Source organism: Pantoea sp. Ap-967 (assembly GCF_011752565.1).
Classification (GTDB): domain Bacteria; phylum Pseudomonadota; class Gammaproteobacteria; order Pseudomonadales; family Pseudomonadaceae; genus Aquipseudomonas.
The window spans coordinates 15,803-40,208 of record NZ_VWXK01000023.1; the positions used below are offsets into that span (position 1 = coordinate 15,803).

A 24,406-nucleotide genomic window follows, 5' to 3' on the forward strand; every position below is an offset into this window, starting at 1 on the left:
CTAGGGACCGGCGCGCCGCGAGGGCGCGCAGGTCAGGGCGGATCATTCGATGCTGAACGGGAAGTACTTGTCGTTGATTTTCTTGTACGTGCCGTCGGCCTTGATTTCGGCCAGGGCCTTGTTCAGGTCGTCGCGCAGCTTGGTGTCACCCTTGCGCACGGCAATGCCGATCTTGTCGCTGTCGACCACCGGCTCACCCTTGAACTCGAAGTTCGAGCCGTCTTTGCTTTTCAGCCACTCGTACTGCACGTACTTGTCGGCCAGGATGCCGTCGATGCGGCCGGACACCAGGTCCAGGTAGGCGTTTTCCTGAGTGTCGTACAGCTTGATGTCGATGTCGCTGCCGTAGTTGTCTTCCAGCCAGGTGCCGGCCAGGGTGGCGCGCTGGGTGCCGATGGTCTTGCCCTTGAGCGAGGCCTTGTCGGTCTTGAAGTCGACGTTCTTCGGTGCGATGAACTGCAGCTTGTTGGAGTAGTACGGCTCGGTGAAATCAACCGCCTGCTTGCGCTCGTCGGTGATCGACAGCGACGACACCAGGAAGTCGAATTTCTTGGCGTTCAGGGCGGGGATGATGCCGTCCCAGTCGGAGGTCACCACCGAGCACTCGACCTTCATCTTGGCACACAGGGCGTCGCCGATGTCCTTGTCGAAGCCGACGACGTTACCGCTGGCATCCTTGTTGTTGAACGGTGGGTAGGCAGCTTCGATACCCATGCGCAGTTTTTCCGCGGCCATGGCATTCGCCGACATCACCAGGGTGGCAGCGGCTGCCAGGAGGAACTTCTTGTAAGTGTGCATGTATTGCTCCGTTAGCGGTGGCTGGACATGAATTGCTTGCAACGCGCCGAGGCCGGGTTCTCGAAGACCTGCTGCGGCGATCCCTGCTCTTCAACCAGGCCCTGGTGCAGGAAGACCACTTCACTGGACACCTGGCGGGCAAAGTTCATCTCGTGCGTCACCAGCAGCATGGTACGGCCTTCTTCGGCCAGTGCGCGGATAACGTTAAGCACTTCCTGGACCATTTCCGGATCGAGTGCCGAGGTTGGCTCGTCGAACAGGATCACCTTGGGCTTCATGGCCAAGGTACGGGCGATGGCGGCGCGTTGCTGCTGGCCACCGGAAAGCTGGGCGGGGTAGCTGTGGCGCTTGTCGTAGATGCCCACCTTGTTCAGCAGGGCCTCGGCAGCCTCGATGGCCTCGGCCTTGCTCTGGCCGAGCACGCGGCGTGGCGCCTCGATGATGTTGTCGAGAATCGACATGTGCGGCCACAGGTTGAAATTCTGGAACACGAAGCCGATTTCGCTGCGCAGGCGGTTGATCTGGCGGTTGTCGGCAGCCACCAGGTCGCCGTTCTTGGCGGCCTTGAGCTTGAGGCTTTCGCCGGCGACGAGGATTTCGCCCTGGTGGGGGTTTTCCAGCAGGTTGATGCAGCGCAGCAGGGTGGACTTGCCGGAGCCGGACGACCCCAGGATGGAGATCACGTCACCGTCGCGTGCGGTCAGCGAAATGCCCTTGAGAATTTCCTGCTCGCCGTAGCGTTTGTGCAGATTGCGGATTTCCAGCGCGGGCGTGGCCTGGGCCATGTGCGGTCCTCATGTGATCGGGTGCGTTCCCAGCTGTTGGCGGCCTTCCTGGCGAGCGCCAAGCTAGCATAGCGTCAATAGGGCGGCCAACAGGGTCGCAAGGGGCTCAAGGCAATGCCGGGGCAGTTTGTCGCATCGCTGCAGTGCAACGTCGCGCAGATGTCCGCAAAGGGCTGACCCCGCTCCATGGCCTTGATGAAAAAAGGCGCGATGGTGACAGTTTTGGGCGGCTCATGGAAGCGCTTTCGGACCATTCGCGAGGCTCGGCCGCGCCTGCAGGGTGATACTTGGGCTTCGGTTTCGTCGGTATTTGGGTTGTACCTTTGGGTTGCACTTTTTGCCTTGCGTTGGTGCATAGGTGTTACCGAGGAGCACCTTTGGCGCGTTTGTAAGTGAGTATTTCCGTAATCCGCACTTGGCATGGGGATTTGGCGAGCATTCGGTCAAGCCGTGGCCGAATGCCCTGCAAGCCACGGTATTTCTGGCTGCCTGGATAATTCTGACGAAAGCATTCAGCACATGGCCCGCTTATTGCCATCTGGAATGGGCTGATTGCAGCGACGCCCGATTCGACCCTCGGCGCGTTCGGCCTTCGCAATCGAGTAGTCCACTCCTTACAAAGGTAGTTTTATGAGCGGTAACAATTCCAATGACCTCGCTCAGGGGCTCAAACAACGGCATGTGACCATGCTGTCCATCGCTGGCGTGATCGGCGCCGGCCTGTTCGTCGGTTCCGGCCATGCCATCGCGGCTGCCGGGCCGGCCGTGCTGCTGGCCTATGCCGCTGCCGGTACCCTGGTGGTGCTGGTGATGCGCATGCTCGGTGAAATGGCGATCGCCTCGCCCGACACCGGTTCCTTCTCCACCTATGCCGACCGCGCCATTGGCCGCTGGGCCGGTTTTACCATCGGCTGGCTGTACTGGTGGTTCTGGGTACTGGTGATTCCGCTGGAGGCCAACGCCGCCGCGGCCATCCTGCATGCCTGGTTCCCGGCGGTTGACCTGTGGGCCTTCTCCCTGCTTATTACCCTGGCGCTGACCCTGACCAACCTGTGCAGCGTCAAGAACTACGGTGAGTTCGAGTTCTGGTTCGCCCTGCTCAAGGTGCTGGCGATCATCGGCTTCATCGTCGTTGGCTGCATCGCCATGTTCGGCTTGGTGCCGAGCAGCCAGGTGAGCGGCGCTTCGCACCTGTTCGACACCCAGGGCTTCATGCCCAACGGCCTGGGCGCAGTGCTGGCGGCCATGCTGACCACCATGTTCTCGTTCATGGGCACGGAAATCGTCACCATCGCCGCGGCCGAATCGAAAGACCCAGGCAAGCAGATCAGCCGCGCCACCAACTCGGTGATCTGGCGTATCTGCCTGTTCTACCTGGTGTCGATCTTCCTGGTGGTGGCCCTGGTGCCGTGGAACGACCCGGCGCTGGCGCAAGTGGGTTCCTACCAGACCGTGCTTAGCCGTATTGGCGTGCCGAATGCCAAGCTGATCGTCGACATCGTCGTGCTGGTGGCCGTTACCAGCTGCCTGAACTCGGCGCTGTACACCTCCTCGCGCATGCTGTTCTCGTTGAGCAAGCGTGGCGATGCCCCGGCCATTGCCCAGCGCACGACCAAGGCGGCCACCCCGCACGTGGCTGTGCTGCTGTCGACTGCCGCGGCGTTCCTTTGCGTGTTCGCCAACTACGTGGCCCCGGCCCAGGTGTTCGAGTTCCTGCTGGCCAGCTCCGGCGCCATCGCGCTGCTGGTGTACCTGGTGATTGCCGTGTCGCAGCTGCGCATGCGCAGCCAACGTGAGGCCCGTGGCGAGAAGATCGCCTTCAAGATGTGGCTGTTCCCAGGGCTGACCTGGGCGACCATCGCCTTTATCGTTGCCGTGCTGGTGGTGATGGCGCTGCGTGAGGACCACCGGGCTGAAATCATTGCCACTGCTTTGTTGAGCATTGGCGTGGTGGCGGCGGGGTTGCTGGTGCATCGCAAGCGTGAGGCTAACGCACGGGTGGCGCTGGATAACTGATCTGCCTGTGTTGGAATGAAGAAAGGCCGCATCCTTTGCAGGGTGCGGCCTTTTTTGTTGGCTGTTCCGGCCTCTTCGCGACCTTTGGTCGCTCCTACCGGTTTTGTGTAGGTCGTGGGATTTGCGCAGGCCGGGTAGGAGCGACCGCAGGTCGCGAAGAGGCCCGCAAGAGCGAAGCCGATCTGTCAGCCAAACTGCTTCTGCTGCTGTTGCTGCTTGGCCACCAGCTCGGAGGCGGCAATGTAGGCTTCCTGGAATTCGTCGCTCTCCAGCCAGGCCATGGTGGTGTCTTCGTCGGCGCCGTCGAGCCAGGTGCGGTAGGCGTTGAACACCAGCACGATGTAGTCGGTGGCGTGCTCTTCCTTGTGGCCTTTGAGCACCAACGCCAGCAGCGGGTCCACCAGGAACACCGAGATCATCGCCACCAGGCCGGTTTCCTGGGCGGTTTTCATCTTGGCGAACAGCTCTTTGTAGCTGTCGGTTTCCATGGCCTTGTTGAACACCTGCTCGATGCTGGCGCTGTCACCGGCGCTGGCCTTCACCGCCTGGCCGCTGCGCACCATGCGGTTCTGCTTGGCCTTGCTGGCGGCGCGCTTGGCGCGTTTCTGTTGCTTGGTTGGGGTGGCCATGGGCGTATCCTTGGGGTATTCGGAAATTGCGCGTATTGAAGCGCAGCGGCCCCTTCGATTCAACTGGCCAGCGGCGCTGGTTCATCCTCCTCGAAGCCGCGCGAGGCCCGCCCCACCAGCAGCTCATCCGGGGCATGCGCCACGCTGTGGTCCTTGCCGGGGTAATCCAGCGAATGCAGGAAATGCCGGATGCAATTGATCCGCGCACGCTTCTTGTCGTCCGACTTGATCACCGTCCATGGCGCATCGGCGGTATCGGTGTGGAAGAACATCGCCTCCTTGGCGGCGGTGTAGTCCTCCCACTTGTCCAGCGACTTGATGTCGATGGGCGACAGTTTCCAGTGCTTGAGCGGGTCGTCACGGCGCGAGATGAAGCGGCGCAGCTGCTCCTCGCGGTTCACCGAGAACCAGTACTTGAACAGCAGGATGCCGCTGTTGCACAGCATCCGCTCAAGGTCCGGTGCCTGGCGCATGAATTCCAGGTACTGCAGCGGCGAGCAGAACCCCATCACCTTCTCGACCCCGGCGCGGTTGTACCAGGAGCGGTCGAAGAAGACCATTTCCCCCGCCGTGGGCAAATGCTGGATGTAACGCTGGAAGTACCACTGCCCCAGCTCCTGCTCGGAAGGCTTCTCCAGCGCAACGATCCGCGCACCCCGTGGGTTCAGGTGCTCCATGAAGCGCTTGATGGTGCCACCCTTGCCCGCCGCATCACGCCCCTCGAACAGGATCACCACCCGCTGGCCGGTTTCCTTGGCCCAGCTTTGTACCTTCAGCAGCTCGATCTGCAGCGCGTGCTTGGCCTTCTCATACTCCTGGCGGCGCATGCGCGTGCGGTAGGGGTAGCTGGCTGGCAGGCGTGCCGTGGTGCTGTCCTCGTTGCTGCCCTTCGGTGCGCTGGCCACTTCCAAGGCGGCCGGGGCCTGGCTGACCTGGGTAATGGTGGGCTCAGGCTTGCGCTGGCGTGGGCGGCGGGTACGCGGCTGGGTTGGGGCGCGGGTGGACGAACTGTCGGGGGCGGGCAGCAGGAGGGGGGATTCTTCGCTCATGGAGGTCCTTGCGAGGTCGGGGTCGGATGTCCTCCTGACATGCTAAAGGTGCGAGAGAGGTGAATCTTTGATACGGGTCAACCAGCCTGCATTGGATCAGAAAGGGCCGCGATGCGGCCCTCTGGTAAGCCCTTGAGTCTCTGGTTTACTGGCGCTCGAGGGAATGTGCGATTGCGCATGCAACCGCTTTTGCGGCATCAAGTGTGTATTTGGCCAGCCATGCATCACGTGCTGTGAACTCGCGCTCGTTCATGGCCGTTGCATAGATCGGTTCGTCTAGGGCATCCAATAGTTCACACAGTGAGCGTGCGGCGTCAGCAACTGGAATACCTGGCGTAACGGTGAAAAGCTTGAGGTCCTTGTCAGCCATTCCGGTAGGGCAAAAGCTATGACCTTTGACGATCTTGAGTTCGCGACCATCGTCGGCAGGTGGGGAGGGGTGAGAAGCGATAGGCATAAGTCGACTCCTTGTACTGGTAGCCGCTACCCGCTGCCGCCAAGCAGTTAGGGTGGCGGATTGCACAGGATTGGCGGACCGGCGTACAAGGGAACCGGCGCACCCGAAGGTGCTCCTGCGCAACCCGCCATAGCACAGGAATGCCGTGCGCAAAAAAAGCGCCGACAACCTTGATGGGGGCGCTGTTGCGCCTTGTACTGTTCAGGCCGCCAAGCCTGGTCGCTGTATTCACGCGACGGAGTAGAAGATACCGGCCAAGCTTTCATTACGCAAGGCCAGTTCTAGGGATGAATCATGCAGTAACTATTTTTGGCTCACTGCTGAAGGACAAATTTCGCTTCGAGTCTGTGCAGTAATTCAAAAGTATTCATGTAGGGCACGTTAAAGCTTTTGCATATATTTGGGATGATGAATTTTCGCTTCACATCCAAATTTAGAACTTCGTGGGTTACTACGGTAGCGCCCGTTGAAATCGCTTTTGCTATCAGCCATGGATCTGCACCAGACAGGAACTCTTCCAGGGCGCCGGTCTTCATTTTAGGAGCTTGCTCCGAAATGTGGGCGGCGATTTGCGCGTAGGCATTCTGAGTTTGATCATCACTGACCCCATGGAAGAAGGTGCGATTGCTGGTTGTCCACTTGGCAAGGTCATCATTTCCTTTTGCGAGCTCTTCCATGACGGAGGTAATGCTACCTAGCGCAAGTGACTGGTTTTGGTTGAGCAGCCACTGCCAAAAAGCGGGGCAGATTTCCATGCCGTAGTACCGATTCTTCGCTTCAATTAAAGTGTTAGCGTCTAGTAGATGCTTCATTCTGTTAGCTGGCCTGCTAGTTTTTGTAGGTTGGCCGGCTGCACGCCCAAGAGGGTTCCGGCGTCACGCAAAAGTAGTCGACCACTGAAAGCTTCACTCAAGACAGCTTTGCTCAATCGTATGCTGTTCTTCGCAATCAGGGTTCGACAGTAGTTGCCGCTTCCATCTTCTTTGTTTTGGTAGGCCTTCAGGATGGCCAGGTAGTAGGCCTTATATTTTTCTTGGGGAATCAGGCCGAGGTCCTGTGCACGCCTTCCTACTGCCAACTTGCTGATGTGAAATCGTGTGGCCAGGAGTGGTAAATTTTCTTCCCAGTCTATTTTGGGATTCCATAACTTACGAAATACCTCTTCAGGCGCTAGAAACTCCCCCGCGACTGCGTTGCAGAATTTTTCTTCCTCACGGCCATTGGCGCTTCCGCTCGAAACTCCACTTGTGCCTATCCAAATATGAGCCATTTCGTGAATCAAGGTGAATAGCCGGGCGGCTGGTGCGTCCGAGCTATTTATGAAAATGAGTGGGGCGAAGGCATTGCTGATGGCAAATCCACGAAACTCGCTGACGTCAAGCTTTCGGTGTGTATTTCCGGCAGCAATGCCACTCCTCATGACGAGGATGCCAATATCCTCAGCTGCGTGGATGAGGGCGCGAACATACTTCTCATAATCCAGGCGGGACGTCTCGGGGTCTACGCCAAGGGTTTTACGCATATCTGCAACCACGGTTTTTACGGGGGAGCGAAAGGTAAACCGAGCGACGAAGTCTAAATGTGCACGCTCATGATCCTGTAGATAATCCAGATACCAGTCCTGCTTTCTTATTGCATCCTTCACGGTATCAAGCAGATTCAAGCTGGGGTGCTCAGGTGCAAGGCTGCCAACGGTTCTCAGGTCAGGAAGGGGGAGGCTCTCAACCGGTGGCTGAGGAAGAAACAAAAAGCCAAATGGGATGTGCGCAGCGTTGGCCCACTTCTGAGCTTGTAGAAAGGTGGGCTTGGCCTCTCCCGCTTCCCAGCTTTCAACGCGCTCGGTCTTCACCGGAAGCTTTTTCGCGAGCTGTTCGGTAGACAAGCCAGCGCGCAGTCTGGACCAGGTGAGGATCACGGGATTAACGAGGGCGGCTTGGGTCATGGCAATGTTGTTATGCAGATTTTTCCATTCTGGTGTCTGATCACGCTGCTATTACGCCGGGTGAAGCGAGCGCATCGTATCCAGCAATGCGTTGGCCTCTTCCTTGGTTGCAGAGGCTGCCCTGTTTGGCGGGCGACTCTAAGGCATTTACGGCACGCGGGCTTCGTCAACACGATAGGCGGTTATGCTCAACCTTGCCCAGTCGGTGATCGTTTTCAGATGCGCAATGGGCGCTAACTGTAATAGCGGTGCGGCCCTTTGTGGAGGGCTGAGCTCCCAGAAATCGTGTCTTGATATCTCGGCGCTCGGACTGGCTCCAGGCATGTCCCCTTACCGCTGAGGCCCTTCAACCCGTTCCTGCTTGATAGGTCACGTGGGTGGAGCCTATCGTGCATCAGCTTGTGAACTATGGTTGACGCTTAATTTTCGTCAGGTCAACCTTTGGTGGGCTTTAGGAGGCCATCATGACCGATATCAAGCTGACCAAGTGGGATGCTGCTGACCACCTCAGGGCCGAGGAAGACATGGCTCTGTACCTTGAAGCCTGTCTCGAAGAAAACGACCCGGTGTTGCTTGCTGCTGCCTTGGGTGACATCGCACGCGCCCGAGGCATGGCGCAACTGGCACGGGACACGGGCCTGACTCGGGAGGGGTTGTACAAGGCATTGTCGGCGGAGGGTAACCCTAGCCTGGCAACCATCATGAAAGTGATGGCGGCGCTTGGGCTGAGGCTGCATGCCGAGGTGGTGGCTCCGCGAACGGCGGGGTAGGGCGTTGAGATGGGGGCAGTCAGGGTGCTGCCATCCCGAAGGCAAAAATCACAGGCAACAAAAAACCCGCACTAGGCGGGTTTCTTGTTGTTGCTTCGGGTAACTTTGCAACCACCAGAAGCTTTAAGGTGGTGCCCAGAGACGGAGTCGAACCGCCGACACGAGGATTTTCAATCCTCTGCTCTACCGACTGAGCTATCTGGGCGACGAGGTGAATTAAATAGATTTTCTGGCGGCCCGTCAACGACTTTTTGAAAAAATTTTAAATTAATTCCGTCGCTTACGATTCGTGGGGTCATTCCGAGGGGGGAACGTAGCCTTCCGCCTGGGCGTATTCCTCGCCGGCGAAAAACTTGTCCATCTCGACCTGGAGGAATTTTCGGTCCTCGCCATTCATCATGTTCAGGCGCTTTTCGTTGATCAGCATGGTCTGGTGCTTCTTCCAGTCTTCCCAGGCTTTCTCCGAGATGTGGTCGAAGATGTCCTGGCCCTTGGCGCCGGGGTAGGGCGGGCGCGGCAGGCCTGGGAGTTCTTCTTTGTACTTGCGGCACATCACGGTGCGGGTCATCGGGCTTCTCCTGCAATCAGTTCGTCGGCCGCGCGTTTGAGCAGCTTCTTGACCGGGGCGGCGAGGCCCAGGCGCGGCGGGGTGGCGAGGTTATACCAGAGCCAGTCGGCCTCGGCCACGTGCTGGCCGACCGGGTCGACACGCACCAGCCACGGCTCGATGGCCAGCTGGAAGTGGCTGAAGGTGTGGGTCAGGCCGTCCAGGGCACGGCTGTCGGCCAGGCGCAGGCCGTGCTGGTAGGCAAGGTCGTCGAGCTGGGCGATGTCTTCGAGCTCCGGCAGGCTCCACAGCCCACCCCACAACCCGCTGGACGGGCGGCGGTAAAGCAGGATGGCGCCTTCGTGGTTGGCCAGCAGCGGCATCAGCGTGCGCCGTTGTGGCAGCGCCTTGCGTGGCTTGGGCTCGGGGTAGCGGGTTTCTTCACCGTGCAGGTGCGCTTCGCAGCCGCGCTGCAGCGGGCAGATCAGGCAGCTGGGCTTGCTGCGCGTGCACAGCGTGGCGCCCATGTCCATCATCGCCTGGGTGTAATGGTTGGCGCGTTGCTGCGGGGTAAAGCGCTCGGCGCTGGCCCACAGCTGGTTGGCCACCTTCGGCTCGCCGGGGTAGCCGGCCTGGGCGGTGTAGCGGGCGAGCACGCGCTTCACGTTGCCGTCCAGGATCGGTGCGCGAATGCCCATGCTGATACTGGCGATGGCGCCGGCGGTGGAGCGGCCGATGCCGGGCAACTCGGTAAGCTGCTCGACGCTGCGCGGGAATTCGCCGCCATGCTGCTCGACGACGATTTTGGCCGCTTTCTGCAGGTTGCGTGCGCGGGTGTAGTAACCCAGGCCCGTCCAAAGGTGCAGCACTTCGTCCTCCGGCGCTTCAGCCAGGGCGTGCACGGTCGGCAAGGCCTGCATGAAGCGGTCGAAGTAGTTGAGCACGGTGCTCACCTGGGTTTGCTGCAGCATGATTTCCGACACCCACACGCGGTAGGGGTTAATGCCCTGCTGCCAGGGCAAGTCGTGGCGACCATGCTGGTCGTACCAATCCAGCACGGCGCTGGAGAACTGCGTGGGGGTCATCGCTTGAACAGCCCCTTGAGCGCGTCTTTGAGTTCTGGGCTCACTTTGTCTCCGAGTTTTTCTTCAATCTTGTCTTTCAGGCGGTTGCCAGCCAGCTTGGCGGCGACCTTGCCCAGGCCGTCCTGGTCCAGGCGGCAGGCCTTGGCGCCCAGTTCCAGTGGGCCGCGGCAGCGCAGGGGCACTTCCACCCCGACGAAGCGCTCGCCCACCTGGCAGGCCGGGTCGGGCATGGTGCGCTGGTCACCTTCGACGATCACACCGACGTTGTAATCCATGCCCAGCACGCGCAGGTCGAGGTCGCCATGGCCGTTGACGGTCAGGCCCGGGATACGTGCCTTGAGGTCCGGGTTGCTGGCCACGCCATTGCGAATCACCAGGCTGCCGCGCAGTTCCTGGAACGGCGTGTCCTTGCCACGGGGTTCGCCGCTGAGGTTCTTGCGGTTGAGGGTGGCGATGGCCTGGCACAGCTGCTGTTCAAGGTTGGCGTTAACCAGCACGCCGTCGTTGATGGTGAAGTTTGCGCTGCCATTGAGGGTATCCACCAGTGCCTTCTGGCTGTTTCCGGTGGCGGTCAGATCGCTGGTCAAGGTCAGCAGGCCCTTGACCGGTGGCGCCTGCTCCTTGCCTTCGGCCTTGATGAAGTGCTCTACCGGAACCCGGTTGATGCGGGTGCTGACGCCCAGCTGCGGCACGGCAGGGCGAACATCGACACTGCCCTTGGCCTCGAAGGTGCCGTTGTAGAGCCCGCCGCGCAGGGCTTGCAGGGTCAGCAGGCCATCTTGGCCGGTGGCTTGCATCTGGGCGTCGCTGATCGGCAGTTTGTCCAGGGTCAGCGCGCCGAAGCTCAGGTCGGCCTGCAGGTCGAGAACGCGCAGGCGGTCGACCGGCAGCAGCTTGTCGTCACTCCAGGCCACCTGGGTGGGGGCATTGGGCAGCGGCGAACTGCCGGCACCGGCCACGGCGCTGGCCTCCTGCTGCTGAACCTCGGCCTGGCGGGCGGCAGTGGCGCCCTTGGCTTGCTCGCTTTTGGCTGGCAGGTAACGGTCGGCGTCGAACTTGTCGCCCTTGAGTTGCAGGCGCAGGGCCTGCTTGGCGAAGTCTTCGATGGCCACGCGGCCGGTGAAGCTGCTGTCGTCGAGTTTCACCGCCAGGTCGGCCAGGGTCAGGCTGGTGGGCGTACCTTGCAGGCGGGTCACCAGCTCCAGCTTGTTGAAGGCCGCCGGGTCGTTGGTGGCGGGCAGTGGGTGGCCGACGCCGTCGAGGAAGGTGCGCAGGTTGAACTGGGCAATCGACAGGCCGCCGCTCAGTTGCGGGGTTTTGTCCAGGTCACGCACGTTCAGCTCGCCAAGGGCGCGCAGCTGGTTGGCGGAGATTTTCAGGCCGTTCCACGACGCCACGTTGGCCGCCATGTCGACCAGCAACTGGCCTTGGGCGCCAAAACTCACGGTTTTGCCGCCGGTTGGCTCGCCCGAGGTTTCTCCGCTCAGGCGCAGGTCTTCGAAGTTGTAGCGCTTGAGCTTGCGGTCGAAGCGCAGCTCGCCTGCCAGTTCCGTGCGCGCCTTGATCGCCGGCTGGCTGGCGCTCAGGAAGGCGCTGGCCTTGAGCGCGATATTGGTGCCTTCGTGGACGGGGCCGGTGCTCAGCTGGATGCTTTCGGCGCTGTAGCTCTGGCCGCTGCGGGCATCGGTGAATTGCACGCTGGCGTTGTTCACCGTAAGGCTGTCGATATCCAGCTTCACCGCCCGCTCGCTGCTGGTTTCAGCAGGCTGCGGCGCTTGCCCGGCAGGTGCCTGGGCCGGTGCACCGGCAGTGCCCTCGGTGCTGGCAGGCAGCGGCTTGCCGATGTCTTCCCAGTTGCCATGGCCGTTTTCATCGCGGGCCAGGGTCAGGTTCAGGCCTTCGACGCGCACGTCGCTCATCTGTACCTCGCGGCGCAGCAAGGGCAGCACGCGCACGGAAAGGCCGAGCATCTGCAGGTCGGCGAACGGCTCCTTGGGCTTGGCCAGGGTGGCGATGCTGGCTTCGTGCAGCTCCAGGCCCAGCCACGGGAACAGGCTCCAGCCGATGTCGCCATTGAGGGTCAGCTCGATGTGGGCCTTGTCGCGTGCCAACTGGCGGATCTCGTCTTTGTAGTCGTTGGGATCGAAGAGGTGGGTCAGGGCGAAGCCCAGCGCCACGATGATCAGCAGCAACCCGAGAAGCCCCAGTCCCAGGATTTTGCCGAACGCTTTCATGGGCGAGTCCTTGTAGTCCGTAGTTTGAATTCCGAACGGCTGAGTATAGCGCCGCAGGGGTGGGCCCTGCTCAATCGACTGGCGATGCAGGGCGAATCCAATGATTTGGGCTTTCGACAGTTGTCGTGTTGGCAGTTCCTTTTGGGCTGGATTCTTCACGGGCAAGCCCGCTCCCACGGTTACCGTGCAGCTTTCGAGGTGGGGGCGGGTTTACCCGCGAAGAGGCCGGTGCAGGAAACGCAGAAATACCGTTTCAGCCACGCTATAAATAACGATGTCAGATTGCTTTCATGTCATCGGCGAACTGGTACCCTTGTGCTGCTTTGCGGAGCGCATGCGGCAGATTGTCGCAGGCGTTGCCCAGGGATAAGGCCAGTTCGCCCTGCGTGCGAGAACAAGAGCCCGGGAACCTTTCCGCCAGCACCGTCCACCTACAAAAGGATCGAATCCATGAGCAGTACCATCACGGCAGATGGCCAGGTCCGTGAGCCTGGTTTCCTGTCGAAGGAGCGCATCATCGCCCGCCCGGGCTTCAACCGCTGGCTGGTGCCGCCAGCCGCCCTGGCTATCCACCTGTGCATCGGCATGGCCTACGGCTTCTCGGTGTTCTGGCTGCCGCTGTCGCAAGCCATTGGCATCACCGCACCAGTTGCCTGTTCAGCGGACATGGGCTTCATTGCCCGCCTGTTCAGCGCCACATGCGACTGGCCAATTTCGATGTTGAGCTGGACCTACACCCTGTTCTTCGTGTTCCTCGGCTGCTCGGCCGCGGTGCTGGGTGGTTGGCTGGAACACGCCGGCCCGCGCAAGGCGGGCCTGGTATCGGCACTGTGCTGGTGTGGCGGCATGCTGATCTCGGCGATCGGCGTGAAAACCCATCAGCTGTGGCTGATGTGGCTGGGCTCCGGGGTGATCGGCGGTATCGGCCTGGGCCTGGGCTACATCTCGCCGGTGTCGACCCTGATCAAGTGGTTCCCGGACAAACGCGGCATGGCCACCGGCATGGCGATCATGGGCTTCGGCGGCGGCGCCATGGTGGGTGCTCCACTGGCCACCGCGCTGATGGGCCACTTCGGCAATGAACATGAAGTGGGTGTGTGGCAGAGCTTTGTCGCCATGGCCGCGATCTACTTCGTGTTCATGACCGCCGGTGCCCTGGCTTACCGCGTGCCGCCCACCGGCTGGAAGCCTGAAGGCTGGGTGCCACCGGTGAAGAAGGTGGGCAATGGCATGGTCACCGACCGCCACGTGCACGTCAGCGTCGCCTGGAAAACCCCGCAATTCGCCCTGGTGTGGCTGGTGCTGTGCCTGAACGTCTCGGCCGGTATCGGCATCCTCGGCATGGCCTCGCCGTTGCTGCAGGAAGTGTTCGCCGGCAAGCTGCTGGGCAACGAGCTGAGCTTTGCCGAGCTCAATGCCGCGCAACTGGCGCAGATTGCCGCGATTGCCGCTGGCTTCACCGGCCTTTTGAGCCTGTTCAACATTGGCGGGCGCTTCTTCTGGGCCTCGTTCTCCGACTACATTGGCCGCAAGAACACCTACTTCGCCTTCTTCGCCCTGGGCGTCGGCTTGTACAGCCTGGTGCCGAACATGGGCCATATCGGCAACGTGGCACTGTTCGTGGCAGCGTTCTGCATCATCCTGTCGATGTACGGCGGCGGTTTCGCCACGGTGCCGGCGTACCTGGCCGACCTGTTCGGCACGCAGATGGTCGGCGCCATTCACGGCCGCCTGCTGACCGCCTGGGCTGCCGCTGGCGTGCTGGGGCCGGTGCTGATCACCTACCTGCGCGAGTCGCAGCTGGCGGCGGGCGTTGAGCGTGCGGCGGCGTACGACATGACCCTGTACATCCTCGCGGGCCTGCTGGTGCTGGGCTTCATCTGCAACCTGCTGATCCGCCCGGTGGCCGACAAATACTTCATGAGCGAGGCCGAGCTGGCTGCCGAGCGTGCGTTGAGCCACGACAAAGGCGCCGATGGTGCGCGTTCGCTGGAGTGGAAGGCCGCGCCTGGCAGCTTGCCGCTGGTGCTGATTGCCTGGGCGGTGGTGGTTGTGCCGCTGGCCTGGGGGGTGTGGATTACCCTGCAGAAGACGGCCGTTCTGTTCCATTGATGTGATGGGGCATGGGGCGCTTCTAGCGCCCCTTTCGCGACTTTCAGTCGCTCCTACCTGGCAAGCGCTGGATCCCCCGTAGGAGCGACTGCAAGTCGCGATGGGCTGCAAAGCAGCCCCAATCCCACTTGTATAGACCTGTAAACCGCCAAGCCCCCCGCAATTGCTCGCCATGCCATATGTCATCCGCGTTTCAAGCCGGCGCGTTCTGGGCCTATAATGGAGCCCTTTTCGCCCAATGATTTTGCGGAGCTGGTGATGGTCGAACGTAAGGCTTCCGTCGAGCGCAATACCCTGGAAACCCAGGTCAAGTGCTCGATCAACCTCGATGGCAGTGGCAAGGCCCGATTCGATATCGGTGTGCCTTTCCTTGAACACATGCTGGACCAGATCGCCCGCCATGGGCTGATCGATCTGGATATCGAGTGCAAGGGCGACCTGCATATCGACGATCACCATACCGTCGAAGACGTCGGTATCACCCTGGGCATGGCATTCGCCCAGGCCATCGGCGACAAGAAAGGCATCTTCCGCTACGGCCATGCCTACGTGCCGCTGGACGAAGCGCTGTCGCGCGTGGTCATCGACTTCTCCGGCCGCCCTGGCCTGCAGATGCATGTGCCGTACACCCGTGCCAGCGTCGGTGGCTTCGATGTCGACCTGTTCCAGGAGTTCTTCCAGGGCTTCGTCAACCACGCCCTGGTGACCCTGCACATCGACAACCTGCGTGGCCACAACACCCACCACCAGATCGAAACCGTGTTCAAGGCTTTTGGCCGCGCCCTGCGCATGGCCGTGACCCTCGACGAGCGCATGGCCGGGCAGATGCCGTCGACCAAAGGGTGCCTGTAAATGCAGACGGTAGCCGTAATCGACTATGGCATGGGCAACCTGCACTCGGTGGCCAAGGCACTTGAGCACGTAGGTGCCGGCAAGGTGCTGGTCACCAGCGACGCCGCGGTGATCCGTGAGGCCGACCGCGTGGTGTTCCCCGGTGTGGGCGCAATCCGCGACTGCATGGCTGAAATTCGCCGCCTGGGCTTTGACAGCCTGGTCCGTGAAGTGAGCCAGGACCGCCCGTTCCTGGGCATCTGCGTTGGCATGCAGGCGCTGCTGGAGCACAGCGAGGAGAACGAAGGCGTCGACTGCATCGGCCTGTTCCCTGGCCAGGTACGCTTCTTCGGCAAAGACCTCAAGCAAGACGGTGAGCACCTGAAGGTGCCGCACATGGGCTGGAACGAAGTCAGCCAGTGCGTCGACCACCCACTGTGGCACGACATCCCGGACCTTGCGCGTTTCTACTTCGTGCACAGCTACTACATCAATGCCGGCAAGCCAGGCCAGGTGGTCGGCCGTGGCCACTACGGCGTCGACTTTGCCGCCGCGCTGGCCGACGGCTCGCGCTTTGCCGTGCAGTTCCACCCGGAGAAGAGCCATACCCATGGCCTGCAGCTGCTGCAGAACTTCGTCGCCTGGGACGGGCGCTGGTAAATGAGCCGTTCGAAGACCAAGGCCCCGATCCTTACCCTGGCGCCCGAGCAGGAGCGCCAGGCGCTCGACACCTTGAAGCGCTTCCTGGAAGACCGCTTCGAGCTGGCGCTTGGCTCGTTCGAGGTGGCCGAGGTTCTCGAACTGTTCAGCAAAGAAATTGCACCCCATTACTACAACAGGGCGATCGCCGATGTTCAGCTGCACCTCAAGGAGCGGTTCGAGAGCATCGAAAGCGATCTGTGGGCGCTCGAAAAGCCCTGAACCCCCAAGAACAGACAGGTTCCCAAGATGCTGATTATCCCCGCTATCGATCTGAAGGACGGTGCCTGCGTGCGCCTGCGCCAGGGCCGCATGGAAGACTCCACGGTATTTTCCGACGACCCGGTGAGCATGGCCGCCAAGTGGGTCGAAGGTGGCTGCCGCCGCCTGCACCTGGTTGACCTCAATGGCGCCTTCGAAGGCCAGCCGGTCAACGGTGAAGTGGTCACCGCCATCGCCAAGCGCTACCCGAACCTGCCGATCCAGATCGGCGGCGGTATCCGCTCGCTGGAAACCATCGAGCACTACGTCAAGGCCGGCGTCAGCTACGTGATCATCGGCACCAAGGCGGTCAAGCAGCCTGAGTTCGTCGCCGAAGCGTGCAAGGCGTTCCCGGGCAAGGTCATCGTTGGCCTGGACGCAAAAGACGGCTTCGTCGCCACCGACGGCTGGGCCGAGGTGAGTTCGGTGCAGGTCATCGACCTGGCCAAGCGTTTCGAGGCCGATGGCGTCTCGGCGATCGTCTACACCGACATCGCCAAGGACGGCATGATGCAGGGGTGCAACGTGCCCTTCACCCAGGCCCTGGCCCAAGCTACCTCGATCCCGGTGATCGCTTCGGGCGGCATCCACAACCTGGGTGACATCAAGGCCCTGCTGGACGCCAAGACCCCAGGCATCATCGGCGCCATCACCGGCCGTGCCATCTACGAAGGCACCCTCGATGTCGCCGAGGCCCAGGCCTTCTGCGACAACTACCAAGGCTGAGGACTGAACCATGGCACTGGCCAAGCGCATCATCCCTTGCCTGGACGTGGACAACGGCCGGGTGGTCAAGGGCGTCAAGTTCGAGAACATCCGTGATGCCGGCGACCCGGTGGAAATCGCCCGTCGCTACAACGAGCAAGGTGCCGACGAAATCACCTTCCTCGACATCACCGCCAGCGTCGATGGCCGCGACACCACCCTGCATACCGTCGAGCGCATGGCCAGCCAGGTGTTCATCCCGCTGACCGTGGGCGGTGGCGTGCGCACCGTGCAGGATATCCGCAACCTGCTCAATGCCGGTGCCGACAAGGTGTCGATCAACACCGCCGCGGTGTTCAACCCGGAGTTCGTCGGCGAGGCAGCGGACCGCTTCGGTTCGCAGTGCATCGTTGTCGCCATCGACGCCAAGAAAGTCTCCGGCCCAGGCGAAGCGCCGCGCTGGGAGATCTTCACCCACGGCGGGCGCAAGCCGACCGGGCTGGATGCGGTTGAATGGGCGAAGAAGATGGAAGGCCTGGGGGCAGGGGAAATCCTGCTGACCAGCATGGACCAGGACGGCATGAAGAACGGCTTCGACCTGGGCGTTACCCGCGCCATCAGCGATGCGCTGGGGATTCCGGTGATTGCGTCCGGGGGTGTGGGCAACCTGCAGCACCTGGCGGACGGGATTCTGGAAGGGCATGCCAGCGCGGTGCTGGCGGCCAGTATCTTCCACTTTGGCGAGTACACCGTGCCAGAGGCCAAGGCCTACATGGCTTCGCGCGGGATTGTGGTTCGCTGAAAGAACCATTGGGGCTGCTTTGCAGCCCATCGCGACCGAGGGTCGCTCCTACAGGGGAACGCGTATCCTGGTAGGAGCGACCCTTGGTCGCGATGGGCCGCACAGCGGCCCCAACGGCCTCACCCGTGATTCTTGCCAAGCAAGGCGTGATAAAGCTCGGTATCCCCAAGAATCCCCACCACCTTGTCGTTTTCCTGCAGCACCAGCTTGTTGCCCGTCTGGTAACGAATCTGCAGCGCCTCGCGCATGCCAATGTCGGCATGCACCAACGTCGGTTTGCGCCCCAGCCCTTCCACGGCCTGCCCCGGCGCCCAGTTCTGCATATCCAGCCCGTTCTGCCCCTGGCGTGCACGCTTGATCGAATTCCCTTCGCCCAGGTCCAGCCAGGAATCGCCGCCTGGGTCCAGGCACACCGAGCCGTTGACCCGCTTGCAGTTGTCCAGGCTGCGCATCAGGCTGCGCCCGCACAGCACGTTCAACGGGTTGGTATGGGCAACGAAGGTGCGCACGTATTCGTCGGCCGGGTTCAGCACGATTTCTTCGGGCTTGCTGTACTGGATGATCCGCCCGTCCTTCATGATGGCGATGCGGCTGCCCAGCTTCAGCGCCTCGTCAAGGTCGTGGCTGACGAACACGATGGTTTTGCTCAGTTTCGCCTGCAGGCCCAGCAGTTCGTCCTGCAGCCCTTGGCGAATCAGCGGGTCGAGCGCCGAGAACGGCTCGTCCATCAGCAGGATGTCGGCATCCATCGCCAGCGCCCGGGCCAGGCCCACGCGCTGCTGCATGCCGCCGGAAAGCTCGTCCGGCTTCTTGTTGCGCCACTGGGTCAGGCCCACCAGTTCGAGCTTTTCGTCCACCAGCTTGCGCCGTTCCTTCTCCGGGCGGCCCTGCATTTCCAGGCCGAAGCTGATGTTCTCGCGCACCGTCAGCCAAGGCATCAGGGCGAACTTCTGGAACACCATGGCGATGCGCTTGGTGCGCATCATCTTCAGCTCTGCGGGGGTGCAATGGGCAATGTCGATGTGCTTGCCTTCATGCTCGACGAACAGCTTGCCGCGGCTGACGGTGTTCAGGCCGTTGATGCAGCGCAGCAGGCTCGACTTGCCCGAGCCAGACAGGCCCATCAGCACGCAGATCTCGCCCTTGTTGATGTCCAGGTTGGCCTTTTCCACACCCACCACCAGGCCCGTCTGCTTGAGGATCTGCTCGCGGGTGTGGCCTTTGTCCAGCAGCGCCAGCGCCTCGCGTGGCTTGTTGGAGAAAATGACGTCGACGTCTTCGAAACGAATGATGCTCATGCCTCACCCCTTACCGGCAGTTCCGGTTGCTTGCAGATACGGTCGAGCATGATCGCCAGCAGCACGATCGCCAGGCCCGCTTCGAAGCCCAGGGAGATATCGGCGGTGTTCAGTGCGTTGACCACGGGTTTGCCCAGGCCGTCGGCGCCCACCAGGGCGGCGATCACCACCATCGACAGCGACAGCATGATGCACTGGGTAACGCCGGCGGCGATGCTGGGCATCGCGTGCGGCAGTTCGATACGGGTAAGCAGCTGGCGGCGCGAGCAGCCAAAGGCCTTGCCCGCGTCCATCAGCTCCTGGGGCACGTCGCAGATGCCCAGGTAGGTGAGGCGGATGGGCGCGGCGATGGCGAACACCACCGTCGAGATCAGCCCCGGCACCACGCCCAGGCCGAACAGGGTCAGGGTAGGGATCAGGTAGACGAAGGTGGGCACCGTCTGCATCAGGTCCAGCACCGGGCGCATGGCGGTGTAGAACATCGGCCTGTGCGCCGCGAGGATGCCCAGCGGCACGCCGATGGCCACGCAAACCACGGTGGCGAAGGTCACCTGGGCCAGGGTTTCCATGGTTTCCTGCCAGTACCCAAGGTTCAGGATCAGCAGGAAGGACAGGGCGACGAACACGGTCAGTGCCCACTTGCGCTGGATCAGGTGCGCGAGGGCCGCGAACAGGGCAATCAGCACGAATGGGTTGAAGAAGGTGAGGGTACTGGTGACGCCATGGATCATGAACTCCAGGCCTCGGGCGATGGCGTCGAAGTAATTCGCGCCGTTCTGGGTCAGCCATTCCACGAACGACGCGATGTACTGGCCCAGGGGTATTTTCTGATCGATAAGCATGATAGCGAGCTTCCACCTGCAAAGATTGAAATCAGTCCGGGGCGGGCACGGTCCCGCCCCGAGGTAGCGCTACGACGTATTGCGTTATTGAGCGAGCTTGGCCTTGGCCGCCTCAAGGCCCGGCTTGCCGTCCACGGTGGTAACGCCCGCAAGCCAGGTGTCCAGCTTGCCGGGGTTGTCCTTGAGCCATTTCTTGGCAGCCGCTTCGGGCTTCATCTTGTCGTCCAGGACATAGCCCATCATGGTGCTTTCATCCTTGAGCTCGAACGACAGGTTCTTCAGCAGTTGGCCGACGTTGCTGCACTGCTCTACATAACCCTTGCGGGTGTTGGTCAGCACGGTGGCCTTGCCGAACTCGGGGCCGAAGAAATCGTCCCCGCCGGTGAGGTACTGCATCTTGAAACGGGTGTTCATCGGGTGCGGCTCCCAGCCCAGGAACACGATGGCTTCATCGCGTTTCTGCGCCCGGTCGACCTGCGCCAACATGCCGGCCTCGCTCGACTGAACAATCTTGAAACCGGCGTCCTTCAGGCCGAAGGCATTCTTGTCGATCATGCTCTGGATGGTGCGGTTGCCATCGTTGCCGGGTTCGATGCCGTAGATCTTGCCTTCCAGTTCCTTCTTGAACTTGGGAATGTCGCTGAAATCCTTCAGCCCCTTGTCATACAGCGCCTGGGGAACGGCCAGGGTGTACTTGGCGTTTTCCAGGTTGGCCCGCACGGTGTCCACCGTACCAGCGTCGCGGTACTGCTTGATGTCGTTCTCCATGGTCGGCATCCAGTTGCCGAGAAACACGTCCAGGTCCTTGCCGGTGGCCAGCGACTTGTAGGTCACCGGTACCGAGATCATGGTGGTGTGGGTTTTGTAACCCAGTGCTTCGAGCACAACGCTGGTGGTCGCCGTGGTGACGGTGATGTCGGTCCAGCCGACATCGGAGAAGCGTACCGTCTCGCATTCCGTGGGTTCGGCGGCCTGGGCCAGCAGCGGCGCGGACAGCAGCGCAGCCAGCAACAGCGAGGGTGAACCTTTCATGGGTGGACTCCTGTGATTTTGTCTTCGGGTTCGCATGGGTCGCCGGGCTTTCTCAGGGTCCGGTCGACCAGGCCTGCAGAGGGCAGGTTGCGTGGCCGTGCTTTACGAGTCGCTTTCGATAATCCTCCAGCGCCGGGCAATCGCCTACTGGTGGGGCCGTAACCAGTACGTAACGGGTCGCATCCAGTACGGGCGATGTCGCTTATGGATTTTTCCACCGGTGCCCGCGCATTTTTGCGTCACCAGGGCGCCCGAAAGCGGCGCGCCAGTGGCCAAAATGGCTGCGGCGCAGGTGGACAAAAGTACGTCGGTTGCAGACGGCGAGGGGGTAGGCAAAAGCCCGATGATGCTTGCATTCCTGGCGGCTCGCTGCTTCAGCCTAGCAGTTGCACCGCCCTGCGCATGGCGCGCAGAGACAAGCCCAGCAAGAGGTGAAGCGACAATGGCCATCAGCGTGTTCGACCTGTTCAAGATCGGTGTCGGGCCTTCCAGCTCCCACACCGTTGGCCCCATGCGTGCTGGCGCCCTGTTCGTCCAGGGCCTGCGCGAACGCAGCGAGCTGGACCAGGTGCGAAGGATCGAAGTGCGCCTGTATGGCTCGCTGTCGGCCACCGGTGTCGGCCACGGCACCGACAACGCCACCATCATGGGCCTGATGGGCGAATGGCCCGACGCCATCGACCCCACCCAGATCGTTCCGCGTATCGCCGACCTGCGCGAAACCAACACCCTGCAGCTGGATAACCGCCTGCCCATCGAGTTCATCTGGGCCCGCGACATGCTGCTGCTGGACGAGAACCTGCCCTACCACCCCAACGCCATGACCCTGATCGCCGAAGGCGCCCAGGGCGAGTTGCACCGCGACACCTACTACTCGGTGGGCGGTGGTTTCGTGGTCGATGCCGCCCAGGCCGCCAGCGGTGTGCTGGATGCCGACCAGACGGTGTTGCCGTACGATTTCAACAGCGCTGCCGAGCTGCTGCGCCTGTGCAAGCAAAACGACCTCAGCGTGTCGCAATTGATGATGGCCAACGAGAAGGTCTGGCGCAGTGAGGAGGAGATCCGCGCGGGCCTCTACAAGCTCTGGGAAGCCATGCAGGAGTGCGTCAACAACGGCCTGAAATACGAAGGCACGCTGCCCGGTGGGCTCAATGTGCGCCGTCGCGCCGCCAAGCTGCACCGTAGCCTGCAGGAAATCGGCAAGCCCAACGTGATTGGCTCGACCATGAGCGCCATGGAATGGGTGAACCTGTTCGCCCTGGCGGTCAACGAAGAAAACGCCGCCGGCGGGCGCATGGTCACCGCGCCCACCAATGGTGCGGCGGGCATCATTCCGGCGGTGCTGCACTACTACATGCGCTTCAGCGATGCGGTCACCGAGTCCAGCGTGGTCGACTACTTCCTCGCCGCCGCAGCGGTCGGCATCCTGTGCAAGAAGAATGCGTCGATTTCCGGTGCCGAGGTGGGTTGCCAGGGCGAGGTCGGCTCGGCCTGCGCCATGGCCGCTGCAGGGCTGGCCGAAGTGCTGGGAGCCACCCCGCCACAGGTGGAGAACGCTGCCGAGATTGCCCTGGAGCACAACCTTGGGCTGACCTGCGACCCGGTCGGCGGGTTGGTGCAGGTGCCGTGCATCGAGCGCAACGCGATTGCTGCCGTGAAGGCCATCAACGCGGTGCAGATGGCCTTGCGCGGTGACGGCGAGCACTTCATCTCCCTCGACCAGGTGATCCGCACCATGCGTGATACCGGTGCCGACATGCACGACAAGTACAAGGAAACTTCGCGCGGTGGTTTGGCTGTAAGCGCCATCGAATGCTGAATGCCTGAGTCAGCCTCAAGGGCCCCATCGCGAGCTAGGCTCGCTCCTACAGGACCACGCGTACCCTGTAGGAGCGAGCCTAGCTCGCGATGGGGCCCTTGAATATTTCCAGTGCACCGAGCCCCAATGCAGTGCATGGCCTAAGCTGACCAATCGTCGGCTGTCGTAATCAGCACGACCATTGTCGGTGACACTCAAGAGTGTCGTTTCTGGGCAACCTACACTGCGCGTGTCACCAAATTGCTCAGCCGTTACACGCAAGGCGCTACTACGCTGGTTTGCGAAGACTCGCCAACTCAACCGAAGTCCCTGATTTGCCGAATGAAGGCGTCGTTTTCAGGTTTTTTCGAATGGCCGTTCAATTTCAGGCACGGCGTTTGCGTTGAGATTGGCAACAAGCCCCTGCACACGAAACCGGGGCCATAACAAGAAATCAGTGCCCGCCTGAGGCACACCCTGCATTTGTGTGAGGAGAAATCGCGATGACGTCGTACACCTCCGGGAATCCAACCCAGAACCGCACAGCACCCCAGTCCATCGGGTTTCTTCTTTTGGACAATTTCACCCTGATTTCCCTGGCATCGGCCGTCGAGCCGCTGCGCATGGCCAACCAGCTGTCCGGCCGTGAGCTGTATCGCTGGCACACCTTGACCGTCGACGGCGGCCAGGTGTGGGCCAGCGACGGCTTGCAGATCACCCCGGATGCCGCCATGCACAGCGCGCCACCGATCGACACCGTGATCGTCTGCGGCGGCGTGGGCATCCAGCGCACCGTTACCCGTGAGCACGTCACCTGGCTGCAAGCCCAGGCCCGCCAGTCGCGCCGCCTGGGCGCGGTGTGCACCGGCAGTTGGGCGCTGGCCTGCGCCGGCCTGCTCGATGGCTTCGACTGCAGCGTGCACTGGGAATGCCTGGCCGCCATGCAGGAGGCCTTCCCGCGGGTCAACATGAGCACCCGCCTGTTCACCCTGGACCGCAACCGCTTCACCAGCTCCGGTGGCACCGCGCCGCTGGACATGATGCTGCACCTGATCAGCCGCGACCACGGCCGCGAGCTGTCGGCAGCGATCTCGGAAATGTTCGTCTACGAGCGCATCCGCAACGAACAGGATCACCAGCGCGTACCGCTCAAGCACATGCTTGGCACCAACCAGCCGAAGCTGCAGGAAATCGTTGCGCTGATGGAGGCCAACCTGGAAGAGCCGATCGACCTCGACGAACTGGCAGTGTACGTGTCGGTTTCGCGGCGCCAGCTCGAACGGTTGTTCCAGAAGTACCTGCATTGTTCGCCGTCGCGCTATTACCTGAAGCTGCGCCTGATTCGTGCGCGGCAGCTGCTCAAGCAAACGCCGATGTCGATCATCGAGGTGGCGTCGGTGTGCGGCTTCGTGTCCACGCCGCACTTCTCCAAGTGCTACCGCGAATACTTTGGCATTCCGCCGCGTGACGAGCGCGTGGGCTCCAACACCACCCAGCAGGTGGCGATGATGCCGATTCCCCAGGCCATGACCCTGTCGCCGCACAGTGGGCCAATGGCGGCGTTGAGCCAGGCGCGCAATGAGTCGACCTTTGCCAGTGTAAGGCTCTGAATTGAGCCGCCTGCTTCGCGGGGCAAGCCCGCTCCTGTAGGAGCGGGCTTGCCCCGCGAAGAGGCCGGCCCATGCAACACACATCACCTGTTGATAATGATTCT

At 61.8% G+C, this 24,406-nt stretch carries 23 protein-coding genes and 1 tRNA gene; 10 read left to right on the forward strand and 14 right to left on the reverse strand.

Annotated features, from left to right (window positions below; all coding sequences use genetic code 11):
• Positions 1–42: 42 nt before the first annotated feature.
• Entirely contained in the window at positions 43–798 is a 756-nt protein-coding gene (locus F3J45_RS21270) for an ABC transporter substrate-binding protein (RefSeq protein WP_167067444.1), read from the reverse strand.
• Positions 799–809: 11 nt separating this feature from the next.
• Positions 810–1,583, reverse strand: coding sequence for an ABC transporter ATP-binding protein (locus F3J45_RS21275; protein ID WP_167067447.1), 774 nt, complete (start codon positions 1,581–1,583; stop codon positions 810–812).
• A gap of 630 nt (positions 1,584–2,213) precedes the next feature.
• On the opposite strand from F3J45_RS21275, the gene gabP reads away from it, so the two are divergent.
• A complete protein-coding gene (gabP, locus tag F3J45_RS21280; protein ID WP_167067450.1) occupies positions 2,214–3,599 on the forward strand; it encodes a GABA permease in 1,386 nt (461 codons plus the stop codon).
• Between the two features lie 185 nt (positions 3,600–3,784).
• On the opposite strand, the gene F3J45_RS21285 is transcribed toward gabP, so the two are convergent.
• From F3J45_RS21285 to F3J45_RS21305, 5 genes are all read right to left on the reverse strand, one after another.
• Positions 3,785–4,228: a hypothetical protein gene (locus F3J45_RS21285; protein ID WP_167067455.1), complete on the reverse strand. Its 444-nt coding sequence runs from the start codon at positions 4,226–4,228 to the stop codon at positions 3,785–3,787.
• Between the two features lie 59 nt (positions 4,229–4,287).
• Entirely contained in the window at positions 4,288–5,277 is a 990-nt protein-coding gene (gene ppk2 / locus F3J45_RS21290; RefSeq protein ID WP_167067457.1) for a polyphosphate kinase 2, read from the reverse strand.
• A 145-nt stretch (positions 5,278–5,422) separates the two neighbouring features.
• Entirely contained in the window at positions 5,423–5,734 is a 312-nt protein-coding gene (locus F3J45_RS21295; protein WP_167067459.1) for a DUF3077 domain-containing protein, read from the reverse strand.
• Between the two features lie 314 nt (positions 5,735–6,048).
• Positions 6,049–6,546 carry a DUF4411 family protein gene (locus F3J45_RS21300; RefSeq protein ID WP_167067461.1) on the reverse strand — a complete coding sequence of 166 codons (498 nt, stop codon included), beginning with the start codon at positions 6,544–6,546 and terminating at the stop codon, positions 6,049–6,051.
• Positions 6,543–7,676, reverse strand: a complete 1,134-nt coding sequence (locus F3J45_RS21305; RefSeq protein ID WP_167067463.1) for an ImmA/IrrE family metallo-endopeptidase — start codon at positions 7,674–7,676, stop codon at positions 6,543–6,545. The genes F3J45_RS21300 and F3J45_RS21305 overlap by 4 nt, the downstream gene beginning before the upstream one ends.
• A 464-nt stretch (positions 7,677–8,140) precedes the next feature.
• Between F3J45_RS21305 and F3J45_RS21310 the strand changes: the two genes are divergently transcribed.
• A complete protein-coding gene (locus tag F3J45_RS21310) occupies positions 8,141–8,446 on the forward strand; it encodes an addiction module antidote protein (RefSeq protein ID WP_167067465.1) in 306 nt (101 codons plus the stop codon).
• A 129-nt stretch (positions 8,447–8,575) separates the two neighbouring features.
• On the opposite strand, the gene F3J45_RS21315 is transcribed toward F3J45_RS21310, so the two are convergent.
• The 4 genes from F3J45_RS21315 to F3J45_RS21330 form a co-directional block, all read right to left on the reverse strand.
• Positions 8,576–8,651, reverse strand: a tRNA-Phe gene (locus F3J45_RS21315).
• Between the two features lie 90 nt (positions 8,652–8,741).
• Positions 8,742–9,014 (reverse strand): oxidative damage protection protein, encoded by a 273-nt coding sequence (locus F3J45_RS21320; protein WP_167067467.1) that lies wholly within the window; start codon positions 9,012–9,014, stop codon positions 8,742–8,744.
• Positions 9,011–10,078 carry an A/G-specific adenine glycosylase gene (mutY, locus tag F3J45_RS21325; RefSeq protein WP_167067469.1) on the reverse strand — a complete coding sequence of 356 codons (1,068 nt, stop codon included), beginning with the start codon at positions 10,076–10,078 and terminating at the stop codon, positions 9,011–9,013. The genes F3J45_RS21320 and mutY overlap by 4 nt, the downstream gene beginning before the upstream one ends.
• A complete protein-coding gene (locus F3J45_RS21330) occupies positions 10,075–12,312 on the reverse strand; it encodes an AsmA family protein (RefSeq protein WP_167067471.1) in 2,238 nt (745 codons plus the stop codon). The genes mutY and F3J45_RS21330 overlap by 4 nt, the downstream gene beginning before the upstream one ends.
• A gap of 450 nt (positions 12,313–12,762) precedes the next feature.
• On the opposite strand from F3J45_RS21330, the gene F3J45_RS21335 reads away from it, so the two are divergent.
• The 6 genes from F3J45_RS21335 to hisF all read left to right on the forward strand — a co-directional run bounded on the left by F3J45_RS21335 (position 12,763) and on the right by hisF (position 17,722).
• Entirely contained in the window at positions 12,763–14,424 is a 1,662-nt protein-coding gene (locus F3J45_RS21335; RefSeq protein ID WP_167067473.1) for an OFA family MFS transporter, read from the forward strand.
• Between the two features lie 258 nt (positions 14,425–14,682).
• Entirely contained in the window at positions 14,683–15,276 is a 594-nt protein-coding gene (gene hisB, locus F3J45_RS21340; protein ID WP_023532883.1) for an imidazoleglycerol-phosphate dehydratase HisB, read from the forward strand.
• Positions 15,277–15,915, forward strand: coding sequence for an imidazole glycerol phosphate synthase subunit HisH (hisH, locus tag F3J45_RS21345; RefSeq protein ID WP_167067475.1), 639 nt, complete (start codon positions 15,277–15,279; stop codon positions 15,913–15,915).
• Positions 15,916–16,176 (forward strand): DUF2164 domain-containing protein, encoded by a 261-nt coding sequence (locus tag F3J45_RS21350; protein WP_167067477.1) that lies wholly within the window; start codon positions 15,916–15,918, stop codon positions 16,174–16,176.
• A 27-nt stretch (positions 16,177–16,203) separates the two neighbouring features.
• Positions 16,204–16,941 carry a 1-(5-phosphoribosyl)-5-[(5-phosphoribosylamino)methylideneamino]imidazole-4-carboxamide isomerase gene (hisA, locus tag F3J45_RS21355; RefSeq protein ID WP_167067479.1) on the forward strand — a complete coding sequence of 246 codons (738 nt, stop codon included), beginning with the start codon at positions 16,204–16,206 and terminating at the stop codon, positions 16,939–16,941.
• 10 nt (positions 16,942–16,951) lie between these two features.
• Positions 16,952–17,722, forward strand: a complete 771-nt coding sequence (gene hisF / locus F3J45_RS21360) for an imidazole glycerol phosphate synthase subunit HisF (protein WP_011536177.1) — start codon at positions 16,952–16,954, stop codon at positions 17,720–17,722.
• A 119-nt stretch (positions 17,723–17,841) separates the two neighbouring features.
• Here hisF and choV read toward each other — a convergent pair whose 3' ends face one another.
• The 3 genes from choV to choX all read right to left on the reverse strand — a co-directional run bounded on the left by choV (position 17,842) and on the right by choX (position 20,894).
• Entirely contained in the window at positions 17,842–19,020 is a 1,179-nt protein-coding gene (gene choV / locus F3J45_RS21365; RefSeq protein ID WP_167067481.1) for a choline ABC transporter ATP-binding protein, read from the reverse strand.
• Complete coding sequence (choW, locus tag F3J45_RS21370; protein ID WP_167067483.1) at positions 19,017–19,862, reverse strand: choline ABC transporter permease subunit; 846 nt, start codon at positions 19,860–19,862, stop codon at positions 19,017–19,019. The genes choV and choW overlap by 4 nt, the downstream gene beginning before the upstream one ends.
• A gap of 84 nt (positions 19,863–19,946) precedes the next feature.
• Complete coding sequence (gene choX, locus F3J45_RS21375) at positions 19,947–20,894, reverse strand: choline ABC transporter substrate-binding protein (protein WP_167067485.1); 948 nt, start codon at positions 20,892–20,894, stop codon at positions 19,947–19,949.
• Between the two features lie 442 nt (positions 20,895–21,336).
• On the opposite strand from choX, the gene F3J45_RS21380 reads away from it, so the two are divergent.
• Entirely contained in the window at positions 21,337–22,713 is a 1,377-nt protein-coding gene (locus F3J45_RS21380; RefSeq protein WP_167067487.1) for an L-serine ammonia-lyase, read from the forward strand.
• Between the two features lie 551 nt (positions 22,714–23,264).
• On the forward strand, positions 23,265–24,302 hold the full coding sequence (locus tag F3J45_RS21385) for a GlxA family transcriptional regulator (RefSeq protein WP_240158279.1): 1,038 nt from the start codon (positions 23,265–23,267) through the stop codon (positions 24,300–24,302).
• Positions 24,303–24,406: the final 104 nt, after the last annotated feature.

Excerpts from the sequence above, each read along its gene's own strand:
- F3J45_RS21295 (WP_167067459.1), bottom strand. The coding sequence starts at position 5,734 with ATGCCTATCGCTTCTCACCCCTCCCCACCTGCCGACGATGGTCGCGAA.
- F3J45_RS21305 (WP_167067463.1), bottom strand. The coding sequence starts at position 7,676 with ATGACCCAAGCCGCCCTCGTTAATCCCGTGATCCTCACCTGGTCCAGA.
- ppk2 (WP_167067457.1), bottom strand. The coding sequence starts at position 5,277 with ATGAGCGAAGAATCCCCCCTCCTGCTGCCCGCCCCCGACAGTTCGTCC.
- F3J45_RS21335 (WP_167067473.1), top strand. The coding sequence starts at position 12,763 with ATGAGCAGTACCATCACGGCAGATGGCCAGGTCCGTGAGCCTGGTTTC.
- choW (WP_167067483.1), bottom strand. The coding sequence starts at position 19,862 with ATGCTTATCGATCAGAAAATACCCCTGGGCCAGTACATCGCGTCGTTC.
- hisF (WP_011536177.1), top strand. The coding sequence starts at position 16,952 with ATGGCACTGGCCAAGCGCATCATCCCTTGCCTGGACGTGGACAACGGC.
- F3J45_RS21310 (WP_167067465.1), top strand. The coding sequence starts at position 8,141 with ATGACCGATATCAAGCTGACCAAGTGGGATGCTGCTGACCACCTCAGG.
- hisB (WP_023532883.1), top strand. The coding sequence starts at position 14,683 with ATGGTCGAACGTAAGGCTTCCGTCGAGCGCAATACCCTGGAAACCCAG.
- choV (WP_167067481.1), bottom strand. The coding sequence starts at position 19,020 with ATGAGCATCATTCGTTTCGAAGACGTCGACGTCATTTTCTCCAACAAG.
- F3J45_RS21285 (WP_167067455.1), bottom strand. The coding sequence starts at position 4,228 with ATGGCCACCCCAACCAAGCAACAGAAACGCGCCAAGCGCGCCGCCAGC.
- gabP (WP_167067450.1), top strand. The coding sequence starts at position 2,214 with ATGAGCGGTAACAATTCCAATGACCTCGCTCAGGGGCTCAAACAACGG.
- F3J45_RS21300 (WP_167067461.1), bottom strand. The coding sequence starts at position 6,546 with ATGAAGCATCTACTAGACGCTAACACTTTAATTGAAGCGAAGAATCGG.
- F3J45_RS21275 (WP_167067447.1), bottom strand. The coding sequence starts at position 1,583 with ATGGCCCAGGCCACGCCCGCGCTGGAAATCCGCAATCTGCACAAACGC.
- F3J45_RS21320 (WP_167067467.1), bottom strand. The coding sequence starts at position 9,014 with ATGACCCGCACCGTGATGTGCCGCAAGTACAAAGAAGAACTCCCAGGC.
- F3J45_RS21270 (WP_167067444.1), bottom strand. The coding sequence starts at position 798 with ATGCACACTTACAAGAAGTTCCTCCTGGCAGCCGCTGCCACCCTGGTG.
- F3J45_RS21330 (WP_167067471.1), bottom strand. The coding sequence starts at position 12,312 with ATGAAAGCGTTCGGCAAAATCCTGGGACTGGGGCTTCTCGGGTTGCTG.
- hisH (WP_167067475.1), top strand. The coding sequence starts at position 15,277 with ATGCAGACGGTAGCCGTAATCGACTATGGCATGGGCAACCTGCACTCG.
- mutY (WP_167067469.1), bottom strand. The coding sequence starts at position 10,078 with ATGACCCCCACGCAGTTCTCCAGCGCCGTGCTGGATTGGTACGACCAG.
- choX (WP_167067485.1), bottom strand. The coding sequence starts at position 20,894 with ATGAAAGGTTCACCCTCGCTGTTGCTGGCTGCGCTGCTGTCCGCGCCG.
- F3J45_RS21380 (WP_167067487.1), top strand. The coding sequence starts at position 21,337 with ATGGCCATCAGCGTGTTCGACCTGTTCAAGATCGGTGTCGGGCCTTCC.
- F3J45_RS21350 (WP_167067477.1), top strand. The coding sequence starts at position 15,916 with ATGAGCCGTTCGAAGACCAAGGCCCCGATCCTTACCCTGGCGCCCGAG.
- hisA (WP_167067479.1), top strand. The coding sequence starts at position 16,204 with ATGCTGATTATCCCCGCTATCGATCTGAAGGACGGTGCCTGCGTGCGC.